The 13325-nt window shown below is 70.4% G+C and carries 11 protein-coding genes; 6 read left to right on the top strand and 5 right to left on the bottom strand.

Annotation, left to right across the window (positions count from 1 at the left end; all coding sequences use genetic code 11):
* Positions 1 to 84: 84 nt before the first annotated feature.
* Positions 85 to 780 carry a type 1 glutamine amidotransferase domain-containing protein gene (locus AB0H78_RS05375; RefSeq protein ID WP_363232908.1) on the bottom strand — a complete coding sequence of 232 codons (696 nt, stop codon included), beginning with the start codon at positions 778 to 780 and terminating at the stop codon, positions 85 to 87.
* A gap of 77 nt (positions 781 to 857) precedes the next feature.
* Here AB0H78_RS05375 and AB0H78_RS05370 point away from each other — a divergent pair, with 77 nt between their 5' ends.
* A complete protein-coding gene (locus tag AB0H78_RS05370; RefSeq protein ID WP_363232907.1) occupies positions 858 to 1676 on the top strand; it encodes a maleylpyruvate isomerase family mycothiol-dependent enzyme in 819 nt (272 codons plus the stop codon).
* A 6-nt stretch (positions 1677 to 1682) separates the two neighbouring features.
* Here AB0H78_RS05370 and AB0H78_RS05365 read toward each other — a convergent pair whose 3' ends face one another.
* The gene (locus AB0H78_RS05365) at positions 1683 to 2138 is read right to left on the bottom strand and encodes a hypothetical protein (protein ID WP_363232906.1); all 456 of its coding nucleotides are present in this window, start codon (positions 2136 to 2138) and stop codon (positions 1683 to 1685) included.
* 333 nt (positions 2139 to 2471) lie between these two features.
* Here AB0H78_RS05365 and AB0H78_RS05360 point away from each other — a divergent pair, with 333 nt between their 5' ends.
* The gene (locus AB0H78_RS05360) at positions 2472 to 3737 is read left to right on the top strand and encodes a cytochrome P450 (RefSeq protein ID WP_363232905.1); all 1266 of its coding nucleotides are present in this window, start codon (positions 2472 to 2474) and stop codon (positions 3735 to 3737) included.
* Entirely contained in the window at positions 3734 to 4978 is a 1245-nt protein-coding gene (locus AB0H78_RS05355; RefSeq protein ID WP_363232904.1) for a cytochrome P450, read from the top strand. Before AB0H78_RS05360 ends, AB0H78_RS05355 begins: the two co-directional genes overlap by 4 nt.
* 7 nt (positions 4979 to 4985) lie before the next feature.
* Here AB0H78_RS05355 and AB0H78_RS05350 read toward each other — a convergent pair whose 3' ends face one another.
* Positions 4986 to 5639 (bottom strand): class I SAM-dependent methyltransferase, encoded by a 654-nt coding sequence (locus AB0H78_RS05350; RefSeq protein WP_363232903.1) that lies wholly within the window; start codon positions 5637 to 5639, stop codon positions 4986 to 4988.
* A 28-nt stretch (positions 5640 to 5667) separates the two neighbouring features.
* Positions 5668 to 6195 carry a MarR family transcriptional regulator gene (locus tag AB0H78_RS05345; RefSeq protein ID WP_363232902.1) on the bottom strand — a complete coding sequence of 176 codons (528 nt, stop codon included), beginning with the start codon at positions 6193 to 6195 and terminating at the stop codon, positions 5668 to 5670.
* 110 nt (positions 6196 to 6305) lie between these two features.
* Between AB0H78_RS05345 and AB0H78_RS05340 the strand changes: the two genes are divergently transcribed.
* Entirely contained in the window at positions 6306 to 7244 is a 939-nt protein-coding gene (locus AB0H78_RS05340; RefSeq protein WP_363232901.1) for an EamA family transporter, read from the top strand.
* Positions 7245 to 7283: 39 nt separating this feature from the next.
* On the opposite strand, the gene AB0H78_RS05335 is transcribed toward AB0H78_RS05340, so the two are convergent.
* Positions 7284 to 8537: a family 16 glycosylhydrolase gene (locus tag AB0H78_RS05335; protein WP_363232900.1), complete on the bottom strand. Its 1254-nt coding sequence runs from the start codon at positions 8535 to 8537 to the stop codon at positions 7284 to 7286.
* Positions 8538 to 8859: 322 nt separating this feature from the next.
* Between AB0H78_RS05335 and AB0H78_RS05330 the strand changes: the two genes are divergently transcribed.
* Positions 8860 to 9930: a tetratricopeptide repeat protein gene (locus tag AB0H78_RS05330; protein ID WP_363232899.1), complete on the top strand. Its 1071-nt coding sequence runs from the start codon at positions 8860 to 8862 to the stop codon at positions 9928 to 9930.
* A 25-nt stretch (positions 9931 to 9955) separates the two neighbouring features.
* The gene (locus AB0H78_RS05325; protein ID WP_363232898.1) at positions 9956 to 13324 is read left to right on the top strand and encodes a hypothetical protein; all 3369 of its coding nucleotides are present in this window, start codon (positions 9956 to 9958) and stop codon (positions 13322 to 13324) included.
* The last annotated feature ends 1 nt before the right edge of the window (position 13325 follow it).

Raw genomic sequence — 13325 nt, 5'->3', positions numbered from 1 at the left:
CCTACGGAAGATCGTTTCCGGGCCCAAATCGTGGGTCCCGGAATGCAGTTCGGCGTCGGTCGGGCCGCCGGGGCGCGGCCGCTGTCAGATCAGTTTCTTCAGCAGCTCCTGGGCGAGCGGGGCGGCGGAGGCCGGGTTCTGGCCGGTGACGAGATTGCGGTCGACGACCACGTACGGAGCCCAGGGCGTGCCTTCCTGGAACTCCGCGCCCACCTCGACGAGCCGGTCCTGGAGCAGCCACCTGGCCCGCTCGGCGAAGCCCGACTGGGATTCCTCGGTGTTGGTGAAGCCGGTGATCCGGTAGCCCGCGAAGGCGTGGGAGCCGTCGTCCCTGGCGGCGGAGAGCAGCGCGGCCGGACCGTGGCAGACCAGGCCGAGGGGCTTGCCCGAATCCAGGGTCCGCACGAGCAGGCTGCCGGACGCCGCGCTGATCGCGAGGTCCTCCATGGGACCGTGACCGCCGGGGTAGAAGACCGCCGCGTACGCATCCAGGTCGACGTCCTCCACCTTCACCGGACTCCGCAGCTCGGTCATGGCGGTGAGCCCGGCGGCCACCCGGTCCGCGCCCTCCTGGCCGCCGTTGAACTGGGGAGCCAGACTCCCCTGATCGAGGGTCGGCAGGACACCTCGGGGGGTCGCGACCACGATCTCGTGACCGGCCTCCCTGAATGCCTGGTACGGGGCCACGACCTCCTCGGCCCAGTAGCCGCTCGGATGCTTGGTCCCGTCGGCGAGCGTCCAGTGGTCGGACCCCGTCACCACGAAAAGGATCTTTGCCATGTCGCGTCTCTCCTCTCTCTTCTCTCCTCTTCCTCGAAGGTAGGCCGATCGGCGATAGTCGGCCAATGAGGAAAACGATGTCCGGCACAGCGAGCACGAGGAGTGCCGGGGGTGCCGGGAGCCTCGGCTCCGCGATACGTGAAACGGCCGCCGAGATCGCCGAGCTGGTGCGCGGGGCGGCCGGCACCGATGGTCCGGTCCCCGGATCGCAGTGGACCGTGGGCGAGGCGGCGGCGCACCTGGCGCTGGCGAACCAGTTGATGGCCGAGCTGGCGGCGGGGCACGAGCGGAGCTACGGCGACGGCACACCGCAGAGTCTGGCGGCGGCCAACGAGGATGCGCTCGCCGCCTTCGGCGAGCGCGGTGCGGAGCCGTTGGCCGCGATGATCGTGGCGCAGGCCGAGGCGTTCCTCGACGCGGTGGAGCGGAACCCTGAGCAGGGGACCGTGATTACGCCGATGGGCCCGATGGGGCAGGCCGAACTCGGTTCGTACCTGCTGACCCACATGCTGGGCCACGGCTGGGACCTCGCCCGTGCGCTGGGGCGTCCGCACATGATCGACCGCGCCAGGGTCGAACTGGCCATGCCGTTCATGCTCGCGGCCATGGGGCGGGCGGTCGACGAAGCGGCGATCGCCACGCTGAGCGCCCGGTACGAGATCAGGCTGTGGGGCGGCAGCCGGTTCGGTGCGACGTTCGCCCGGGGAGCGGTGACCGTGACGGAGGAGCCCCCTGCGCGCCCGGACTGCGTCATCCTCACCGAACCGGTCGACTTTCTTCTGATGGCGCTCGGCCGCCGGGGGCCGTGGGGTTCCATGGCCCGCGGCCATGTCGTCACCTGGGGGCGCAAGCCCTGGCTCGCGCCCCGTTTCCCCGCGCTGTTCACCGCGCCCTGAGGAAGCTCAGGCCGCCATCGCCATCGGCACCGCGGGCTTGCCGAGCGGGGCCACCGCGGTGGTCGTACGCCGGGCGAAGACCACGGCCCGCAGCACCACGAACCTCCCGATGCCGGTCAGTGCCGAAGCGGAGAGGTAGACGACCTGTTCCGTCATGGGGGAGGGGGCCGGGTGGACGGCGTACAGGGCGAGCAGGGCGCCGGTCGTGAAGGCGTAGCTCACCGCGACCGTCATCCCCGACTGGAGGTGGACCCCCCAGCCGCGGCGCTCGCTGCGGAAGGAGATCCGGCCGTGCAGCTCCGTCGCGATCACCGTGGAGACGACGGTGACCAGCGCGTTGGCGAGGACCATCGGCATGCGGCCGTGCAGGGCGATCAGGACGCCGCTGGAGGCCAGGCCGACACCGCCACCGCAGACGACGAAGCGCAGGAAGGCCGCGACGAGCGGGCGGTGGGTGGTCACGGGGAGCCTCCGTAGGGCGAGTTGAGCGGGTCTTGCGGGGACAGTTATGAATCTAGGGAGCGCGGGACCCTGGGGCGACCGGGTTAATCCCCCAGTCGAGTGGGGGTTGTCCCCCACCTCACCCTGATGACGGCTGGGGGGTGGGCTTTGTGACATGCGCGCGGAGCGGGAGTCGATGTGATCGCCCATGTGCGGATGTGGGGGTTTTGTGATCACGGAAGTGACACAAGTGGAAGATTGAGGTAGCAGCTTGGTCACTCAACTTCCTTATAGTGGTCTCGCGTTGATCGTTTGGCCGCAACGCGCTGAACCGTCGCCCCAGGAGTCCGTACGATGACGCACCCCTCGCCCGGCACGTCCGCACCCGTCGGCGGCTGCCCCGCGGTCCCGCTCAGCGGGGAGCGGTTCCTCACCGACCCGCTGGGCCTCTACCGCGACATGCGCCGCGATCAGGGCCCGGTCGTCCGGGTCGAACTGCCCGGCGCCATCCCCGCCTGGCTCGTCATCGGCTACCGCGAGCTCCACCAGGTCGCCAGCGACGGCGAGTTGTACCCGCGCGACGTCAGCCTCTGGAACCAGTGGGAGAACATTCCCGCGGACTGGCCGCTGCTGCCCATGGTCGGCAGGCCCGCACCGTCCATCTACTTCACCGCCGGCGCCGAGCACCGGCGGCACGCGGCCATGGTGGGACCCGCGCTGGAGGAGGTCGACCCCTTCGAACTCCGCCGCCACAGCGAGGAGTTGGCCGACCGCCTGATCGACGCGTTCTGTGACCGCGGGACCGCCGACCTGGTCGCGGAATTCGCCATGCTGCTGCCGGTGCTCGTCCTGGCACGGCTGGTCGGCTTCCCCGACAAGGACGGCGCACGGATCGCGAAGGTGATCAACGAGCTCGCCGACGGCGGCGCCGGGGCCCAGCAGGCCCAAGTGGACTTCGCCGGGCACATGTTCCGCCTCGTCGCGGCCAGGCGCGCACAGCCTGCCGACGACGTGACGAGCCGGATGCTCGCCGACCCCGCGCCGTTCACCGACGAGGAGTACGCCCTCGACCTGATGGCGATCACGGCGGCGGGACACCTCCCGACCGCCGACTGGATCGGCAACTCCATCCGGCTGATGCTCACCGACGACCGGTTCGCCACCGCGCTCTCCGGCGGCCGCCACAGCGTCGCCGAAGCGATGAACGAGGCTCTCTGGGAGGACGCCCCGACCCAGATACTCGCCGGGCGCTGGGCCGCCCGCGACACGTCGCTGGCCGGACAGGTCATACGTGCGGGCGACATGCTCCTGCTGGGCCTGGCCGCGGCCAACGCCGACCCGCTGATCCGCCAGGACATCCTGCCCACGGGTGCGGGCCAGGGCGGCAACAGCGCACACCTCTCCTTCGGCCATGGCGAGTACCGCTGCCCCTTCCCCGCGCAGGAGATCGCCGAGATCCTCGCCCGCACCGGGATCGAGGTGCTGCTCGACCGGCTGCCCGACATCGATCTGACGGTGCCCACAGAGTCCCTGGTCCGGCGGCCGTCCTCCTTCCTTCGGGGGATGACCTCGCTGCCGGTCGGTTTCACCCCCGTACGTACCACTGGAGGTCACCTGTGAACTGCCCTCACGCCGCCGCTGCCGCTGCCGCATCGGCTCTCGCCATCGACCCGATGGTGACGGACCTGGACGGTGAGACGGCGCGGCTGCGCGAGGCCGGTGCGCTCGTCAGGATCGAGCTGCTCGGTGTCCCCGCGCTGGCCGTCACCCGGCACGCGGACGCGCGCCAACTCCTCACCGACCAGCGCCTGGTGAAGGACCTGGACGCCTGGTCCCTGTGGCAGTCCGGGGCGGTGACGCACGCCTGGCCGCTGATCGGCATGATCGACGCGGGCCGCTCCATGTTCACCGTCGACGGCGCCGAGCACCGCAGGCTGCGGACCAAGACCTCCCAGGCGATCACCCCGCGGCGGCTGGAGGCGATACGCCCCGACATCGAGAAGTTCACCCACGAGCTCCTGGACGCTCTCGCCGAGCAGGCGGTCGACGGGGCGGTGGACCTCAAGTCGGCCTTCGCGCAGCCGCTGCCGATGCGCGTGGTGGGGCATCTGATGGGCGTGGACGAGGCGCAGCATCCGATGCTGATGAAGGCGTACAAGGCCTTCTTCTCGATGCTCACCCCGCACGAGGAGCGCATGGCGGTCCTCGCCGAACTCGACGTGTTCTACACCGAGTTGGTACGGGAGAAGACCGCGCACCCCACGGACGACCTCACCAGCGGGCTCATCCTCGCCGACGAGGGCGGCGAGCCGCTCACCGAGGAAGAGGTCGTCGGCAACCTCAAGGCGATGGTGGCGGCCGGACACGAGACCACCATCGGACTCATCCTCAACGTCGTACGCGCCCTGCTCACCCACCCCGACCAGCTGGCCCTGGTCCTGGCGGGGGAGGTCTCCTGGGAGACGGTGATCGAGGAGTCGCTGCGCTGGGACCCCTCCATCACCCACCTGCTGATGCGCTTCGCCACCGAGGACATCCCGGTCGGCGACAGCGTCATCCCCCAGGGCGAGGGCGTGGTGATCTCCTACCGCGCGATCGGCCGCGACACCGAGCAGCACGGCCCGGACGCCGACGCGTTCGACATCACCCGGACCACCCCGATCCGCCACATGACCTTCGGGCACGGCCCGCACATCTGCCCCGGCGCCGCGCTCTCCCGGCTGGAGGCGGCCATCGCACTGCCCGCGCTCTTCGAGCGTTTCCCCGGGCTGCGCCTGGCCGTCGCGCCGGAGGAGATCCGCAATCTCCCCGTACTCACCCAGAACGACAAGGCGTCCTTCCCGGTCCTGCTGAACGGCTAGGAAGGGCTCAGTCCTTGCGGGCCAGGAACTGGATCCCGGCGGCCGATGCGTGGCCGTTCATGGTGGCCACGGTGGGGCGCCGGGTTCCGGTGACCGTGAATCCGGCCAGCAGCGAGGTGAAGTGGTCGGCGGGGTGGTGGCGGCAGACCGCTCCGTCGCTGGTCTCGAAGACGCCGTAGGCGCTGCCGTGGCGCCCGGCGAACCGCGCGTAGCGCTCTCGGTTGCGCGCGTCCTCCTGGAGCAGCAGATCGCTGATGTACAGCAGCCCGCCGGGCTTCAGTACGCGGTGCACCTCGCGGACGAGCCCGTGCTGGGCCTCGTCGCCGGGGACGCAGGTCAGTACGGCGAGAAGCAGCACGAGGTCGAAGCTTCCGTCCGCGGCGTCGAGCGCCGGCGGGGCGTCCAACACGGCGAAGGTGGAGGCGGGTTGACGGCGGCGCGCCTCGGCGATCATCCGCGGTGAGATGTCGGCTCCGGTGAGATTCCCGAAGCCCTCCTCGTGGAGCGTGGCCAGGGTCCTGCCGTACCCGCAGCCGTAGTCGAGGACCGCCGCGTCGCGGTCCACCCCGTCCAGCCACGGCAGATGCAGCGGATGCGTGAACGTCTTCGTCGTGGCGGCGGCGTCCCAGTACGCGATCGAGGTGCCGGGGGCGTCGGACATGGCGGATTCCCTTCCGTCGGCGGTGCGATCAGCCCAGTTCGGTGTCTCCGAGCGATACGAGCAGACGGCGCAGCCCCGTGTCGAGCGCGGTGCGCTCGGTCTTCGTCAGCCCGGCCAGCATCCTGGCCTCGTTCTCGACGTGGGCCTCGACCGCGGCGTTCACCAGGTCGAAGCCCTCGGTGGTGAGCCTGACCTTGACCGCCCGACGGTCCTCGGGGTGCGGGATGCGCTCGATGAGGCCCTTCTTCTCCAGCCGGTCGAGCCGGTTGGTGATGGCTCCCGAGGTGACCATCGCCGAGCGCAGCAGGCCGCCGGCGGTCAGTTCGTAGGGGGCGCCGGTCCGGCACAGGGTGGCCAGGACGTCGAACTCCGCGAATTCCAGGCCGAACCGGGCGAAGACCGGTTTCATGCCCTTCTGCATCAGGTTGTTGGCCCGGCTGATGCGGCCGACCAGTGCCATCGCGTCGAGATGGCCGAGATCGGGCCGCTCGTGGCGCCACTGGGCGGCCACCACGTCGACGGCGTCGCTTGCTTCCTGCTGGGGCTTCTGGGGCACGGTCCGCTCCGGTCTGATGAATCTCTCAACGTTGAGATACTTGACGTTCGCCTATCGGCGGGCGATGATTTATCTCAACGTTGAGAATATCAATGCTGAGGGGGAACGTCATGTCCGTCGCCACACCGCACCGCGGGACCGCAGCCGCATCCGGCACCGCACCGGGCAATGCAGCAGGCATCGCACCGGCCCGTGGGTCCGCCGCCATGAACGCCGCGCTCGCCGCCATCGGGCCGCTCACCTGGGGCACCACCTACGTCACCACCACCCAACTGCTGCCCCCTGACCGCCCGTTGCTGCTCGCGATGATGAGGGCACTGCCCGCGGGTCTGGTGCTCCTGGCCGTCACCCGGCGCCTGCCGAGCGGGTCGTGGTGGTGGAAGTCCGCGGTCCTCGGCCTGCTGAACTTCGGTGCGTTCTTCCCGCTGGTCTTCCTCGGCGCGTACCGGCTGCCGGGCGGTGTGGCCAGCACGGTCGGCGCGGTGCTGCCGCTGCTCGTCGCGAGCCTGGGGGTCGTGGTCCTGAAGGTGCGTCCGACCCGGCGCACGCTGGGGGCCGGTCTGGTCGGTGTGATCGGGGTGGGTCTGCTGGTCCTGCGGGGCTCGGCCGTGGTCGACCCGCTCGGGCTGGGCGCGATGATCCTCGCCACCACCCTCATGGCGTTCGCCGTGCTGCTCGCCAAGCGCTGGGGCCGGCCCGAGGGCGTATCGCTCCTGGCGTTCACCGGGTGGCAGCTGACCGTGGGCGGGCTGGTGCTGGTGCCCCTCGCGTTCGGTTTCGAGGGGATGCCGCCCGCTCTGAGCGGCGCCAACATCGCGGGATTCGCCTATCTCGGCCTGATCGGCACGGCCCTGGCGTACGCCATGTGGTTCCGCGGCATCGAGCGGCTGCCGGCCGCCTCGGTCTCCTTCCTCGGACTGGCCAACCCGATCATGGCGACGCTGGCCGGTCTCGTGGTGCTCGGCCAGACGCTCACCCTCTGGCAGCTGGGCGGTCTGGTCCTGGTGGTGGCGAGTGTGCTGCTCGGCCAGCGCGCGGCCCGGTCCTGAGGAGACCGGGCCACGCGGTGGGCCGTATGCCGGCGGCGGTCAGCCGGTGACGGTCCACTTCTGGTTGGCGGACCCGCCGCAGGTCCAGATCTGGAGCCGGGTGCCGTTGGCGGAGGTGTTGCCCTTCGCGTCCAGGCACTTGTTCGCCTGTGGGTTGACGATGTCCTTCGCCCCGGTGACGGTCCACTTCTGGGCCGCCGTGCCGTTGCAGTCGTAGAGCTGGACCAGCGATCCGTCGGCGGTGCCGCCGCTCGCCACGTCCAGGCACTTGCCCAGCGCGCGAATCGTCCCGTCGGATCCGACGCTCCACTTCTGGGCGGTGGTGCCGTTGCAGTCGTACAGCTGGACCGCGGTGCCGTTGGCGGCGGACCCGGCGGCCACGTCCACGCACTTGCCGCCGATCCCGGTGATGGTGCCGGCCGATGCGGGCGGGGTGCTGCTGGTGCTGACCTGCACCTGGTCGACGACGAGCTGCTGCGGGAAGGTGGTGCTGGAGTTGGGGTCGCCGGGCCAGTAGCCGCCGACCGCGAGGTTGAGGATCAGGAAGAACGGCTTGTTGAACACCCACTGGTTTCCGCCGAGATCGGCCGGGGTGCGCCGCTGGTAGACGGCGCCGTCGACGGTCCAGGTGATCGAGTCGGGTGCCCAGTCCACGGCGAAGGTGTGGAACGCGTCGGCGAAGGCCTGGCCGCCGGGGAGCGTGTAGCCCGCACCGATGCCCGCGGAACCCGAGTAGCCGGGGCCGTGAATGGTGCCGTGGACGGTGGAGGGCTCGAAGCCGACGTTCTCCATGACGTCGATCTCACCGGAGTTGGGCCAGCCGACCTGGCCTATGTCGCTGCCGAGCATCCAGAAGGCGGGCCACATGCCCTGGCCGCGCGGGATCTTCATCCGGGCCTCGACGTGTCCGTACGTCGAGGTGAACTTGCCCGAGGTGTTCAGCCGGGCGGAGGTGTACTCACATCTTCCGTACCAGCACTGGTAGTTGCCGGGATTGTCCTTGCGCGCCGTGATCACCAGGTGGCCCTGGCCGTCGAGCGCCGCATTGCTGTTGCCGGCCGTGTAGTACTGCCGTTCGTGGTTGTTGACGTTGTCGCCGGTCTCGATCTGCCACTTGGACCCGTCGACGGCCGCCCCTGCGGGGCCGTCGAAGGTGTCCGAGAAGGTGACGGCGGCGGCCTGGGCCGCGGAGGCCGACGGGGTGCTGCCCGTGGGGACGGCGAGGGCCGTCGCGAGGGCGAATGCGGAGAGCACAGCGAGGAGCAGGCGCCGTGCGGGGTGCGGAAAGTCCATGACTCTCCCTTCCGGTACACGTGGGGGAAGGCGTCTGTTGTGCGCATGACAGCGTTGCTTAGTTCACTGCGTGATTTAAGAAGTGAACTAACTGCCTGTCAAGGGCTTGGTATGGACCACGTCACGTTCAAGAAATGGATGCATCCGGTGGTGGCATGGGCCGTTCGTCGTATGGTCCCCGGCCGTTCGGCTCAGTAGCGTCTGGTATCGGGGGAGTTGTCCGGAGCGGACCGTGCCGCCGTGTAACGCCCCGTCGTCCCAGGCCCTGTTGAGGGCAGGAGGCCCGCGTCGGGCGGGCGCACAACCGGATGGGCGTGGCGTCATGACGACACACGATGCGACGGACGGTCGGCATACGGCGGAGCCGAGGTCGCGCGCGGAACTCCTCGACCGGGCGGGGGACGCCTTCATCGATGCCCTCGGGGCGATCGACGCCAAGGACGAACCGGGGCTTTACGGAGTCGTGCTGGCGGATTTCGCCCGGTGCCGGCGATCCGCCGGACGTCTGGAGGAAGCAGCCGAGTCCCTGAGCGAGGCGGCGGACCATCTGCGCGACGACCCCGGCACCCGGGACGCGCTGGTCTCCGCGCTGTACGACCTGAGCGGGGTGCTGCAGGCGCTGGGGAGGACCGATGGCGCCGTCGCCGTACAGCTGGAGGTACTGGAGACGGTCAGGTCGTATCCGAAGGTCTCCCAGCGGCGGCTCGCGGAGGAACTGGTGACGACCGGCGACCTCCTCATGGAGGCAGGTCGGCCGCTCGATGCACTGGAACTGCTCTACGAAGGACATGAGTTGCTCTCGGCCGAAGGGGTGGGGGCACGCCAGGAGCAGAGCGCCGTGCTGGTCCGGTGCGCGAGGGCCCACCGGGCTGCCGGGCAGGACGAGGAGGCGCTGGCGGCGCTGAGGAAGGCGCTGGCCGTGGTCGACCCGGTCGAGGACGCGGCCACCTGCGGCCTGCTGCTGGACGAGATCGCCGCCGTACACCGGTCCGCCGGGCGGCTGCAGGAGGCGGTCGAGGCGGGACGGGAGGCGGAGGGGTATCTCAGCGAGGCCAACGGCCACTTGCTCGCCGGTGCGCTCCACCACCTCGGCCGGACCTGCGAACTCATGGGCGACGCGGGGGCCGCCGGCGGCTACGACGACGCGCTGGCGTACTACCGCAGGGCGCTGGCGCTGCTGCGCAGCGAGGGCGACCTGGGGTACTGCGGCGTGGTCCTGCACGACATCGGCGACGTACACCAGTCGCAGGACAGGCTGGAGGAGGCGGAGTCGGCGTACGAGGAGGCCGTCGAGCTCAAGAAGCAGGATCCTCAGCCGCGCCGGGATCTGGTGACGACCCATCGCGCCCTGGGTTACGTACGCCAGGAACTCGCCGAGCGGCGAGAGCCGTGAGCCGGGCCGGGGCGGTGTGGCACCCGTGGCGGACCAGCTGAAATCAGATGTCCCGTTGCCGGTCCAGCCGTGGCTGGACCGGCCGCCGGACGACGGATCCGCCTTCCGGCGCGCCGGTCCGGGTCCGATGCGGTCCTGGCGCCGGCCGGCGGACTCGGGGGCTGTCGGCCGACTGCCCGTGCCCGGCAACCGCGGTGATCTGTCGGGGAGCCTGAAGGACGCGAAAGAGGCGGCCCGGGCCCGGATCACCCCGCCGGTTCCGCCCCTTCCCTTCATCAGGGAAGAGGAACTGGAGCGACTGCTCGCGCTGGAGCGGGCCGGACAGTTCCCCGTGGTGGTCACCGGCTACCGCATGGGTGTCAGCGCCCTGCTGGCCGCCGCCTGCGCGGCGCCGAGCCTCGCGGGCCAGACCCTGTGGGTGACGCTCGGAGACGGCGGGCCCTCCTCCGCCACCGAACTGGCCGACACGCTGGCCAGGGGCCTCGGTTACACGGACGTCCTCTACGAGGAGGGAGAGGGCAAGCTCACGGCGCTGCGAAGGCGGCTCAGGTCGGCGGACCACGAGTACCTGATCGTGATCGACGACGTCAACAGTGAAAGGGACATAGGCCAGGTCCTGCGGATCCAGTCCGTCACCGATCGTCTGCTGCTCGGAACGAACGCCCGTGAACTGTCGCTGCGCGATGCGCAGAAGCTGGTTCTGGGGCCGCTGTCCGAGGAGAGGGCGGTACGGCTCCTCAGAGGGTTCTCCCCGCCGGGCCTGCTGTCCGACCAGGAGTGCCGGAGCATCTGCCGTGCCCTGGGCCACCATCCGGGAAGCATCGTGCTCAGTGGACGCGCGCTCTCCGAGGGGCGGACCACGGCGGACAAGCTGGTCAACGACCCCGACAGCGAATTCGACGCCGGGCTGACGGTCCAGGAGAAGTCGCTGCTCCAGGCGTTCGGCGTGTTCGCGGAGAGCGGGGCGTCGGCGGCCGCCCTCGCCGCCGTCGAGGGACTCGGTGAGGAGGAGTGCCTGGACCTCCTCGAACAGCTGGAGCACGCGGCCCGCGTGGAGCGCGACCCGGTGAACACATCCGTGTTCAAAGTGTCCCAGCACACCCGGCGCTACTCCTCGGACGACGCGGGCATCAGGACCGAGCGGATGATCGCGTACTACACCGGATACGCCCGTCGGCACCAGGAGGACTTCAAGAAGCTGGAGGAGGCCAGGCGCAACCTCCTGCAGGCCGAGGAAACGGCATGCCGTCGCGGCGCCTGGCGTGCGGTCCACGAGCTGTGGCGCCACCTCGAACTCTGGCTCGACGTCACAGGCGACTGGGGAGCGGGGCAGCGGCTGCTCGACGACGCGTTGCACGCCAACCGGGCCCTTGAGGAACAAGGCGTGGACCGGGCAGCCCAGTTGACCGAGGTCTATGTGGTCCGATCCGCACTGTTCCAGCTGAACGACCGCGTCCAGGAGGCCGCCCGCGAGGCGGACGAGGCGCGCCGGTGTGCGGAGAGGGCCGGGGACCCGTACTCAAGAGTCAGGGCACTGGTCCAGCTCGCCGAGGTGCACCAGGACTCGTCCGCGACATCGGAACGGGCGCACGAACTCTTCCAGCAGGCATGGCGGATCGGCCTCCGGCTCGCCGACTCTCCCGATGTGCCCTTCATCGCCTACCAGTTGGGACACAGCTACTGGGGGAAGGGCCGCCCGGATCTGGCGAAGAAGTGGCTGCGGCGCAGCCTGGCACTCGCCGAGGAACTCAGCGGCACCTCGCTGGAGGCCAAACGCTGCAAGGCCTACGCACTGACCTCGCTCGGGGGGCTGCTCTCCAACTCCCTCGCCCGGCAGAGCAGGGACCGTGAGGAGAGAGTCCACCAGCAGGCGCTGGACATGCTCCTGGAGAGTCTCAGGATCAAGACCGAGATCAGTGAACGGCGCTCCCGGGCCATCGCACTGGTCGCCCTCGCCGATCTGGAACACGACCGCCCGTACGACAGGGGCGATCTCGCCGCCGCATCCGACCGGCTGCAGGAAGCCGTGGAGATCTACCAAGGTCTCTCCGCGCATTCGGGCGCCACGAGCACTGCGCTCTCCCAGGTCCATCAGCGGCTGGGACGTACCCATGAGCGCATGGGCGATCTCGGACAAGCCGTGGAGTACGAGACCGCCCTGGCGAACTACCGGCAGGCCCTGAAACTCACCGACAGCCGGGCGGCTCCCGGCCAGTACGCCGTTCGGCTCCTGGACATCGCCAACGTGTACCGGTCCCAGGGAAATGTCGACGAGGCGATCAGGACCTGTCAGGAAGCTCTCCGTCACCCGGACCCGGCAGGGCCCGAGCGGGTCGCCCGTACCCACGCGAGGCTCGGCAGGCTCTGGGAACAGAAGTCCGCACAGGGCGACGCCGGCGCCGCCGAACGGGCCCTGAGCGCCTACCGGCAGGCGCTCGCCCTGGTCGATTCCGGCCCGTATCCCGCCCAGCGCGCGGAACTGCTGCGGAACATCGGGGACGTCCAGGCACGCGGAGGGAGCATCCGCATCGCTCTGGAGTCCTACCAGCAGTCGCTCGACCAGCAACGGCTGGTCGGCGGCGGCAACCGGGACCTCGCGGTCATCCACGACTCGCGGGGGCGGGCGTATCTCCAACTCCACGAGCTCTTACGGTCGCTGCCGGGCGAGATCGAGGCCAGGGTGGCCGAGGCGGCCGCCCTGACCGCCTGCGGGGAGCCCGCCGAGGCCGTCGTGCTGCTCGGCCACACACAGGACAGGCTGTGGGACGCCGTCCCCGAACTGGGTGAGGACTGGCAGACCATGGGTCTGCACGCCAGGGTCTGCCACGGGCTGGCCGATGCGTACCGGGCCACCGGCCGCGCCGCCGATGCCCGGGCGGCTCTTGCCGAGGCGCAGTCCTGCACGGACATGCTGCTCGAGCATGCCGACAGGGTGACGTCCTCGGGCTGGTTGGCCGTGCGCCAGGGGGAACTCCACCAGGCCAGGCTGCTGTTGGAGGAGGCCCTCGATCTGTCCGAGTACGCGGGGGACAGCCGGGGGGCGGCGGACGTACTGCGCGGCCTGGCCGAGGTGGCGCTCGCGGGGGAGGAGTACGACCGGGCCGCCGGGCACCTCGGCCGGGCCGCCGACCTGCTCACGGGTACGGATCCCGTGGGGGAGGGGGAGACCAGGGCAGGCCTCGGCAGGCTGCTGCGCATCATCGACGACACACAAGGCGCGGCGTCGCAGCTGCGGCGCGCGGCCGAACTCGCGCACCGGGCGGGGGACATGCGCGAGGAGGCGTATCGGCTGGAGGACCTCGGCTCGGTGCTCTGGTCCGCCCGCCGGGCGGCCGAGGCGCGGGCCTGTTTCGCCCGGGTCGACGCGCTGCGGGCCTCCCGGGGAGGTGGCTGAG

The organism is Streptomyces sp. NPDC050738, from assembly GCF_040654175.1.
Lineage (GTDB): Bacteria > Actinomycetota > Actinomycetes > Streptomycetales > Streptomycetaceae > Streptomyces.
Note: the sequence above shows the minus strand (reverse complement) of the source record. Positions and strands in the feature narration are given on the sequence as shown.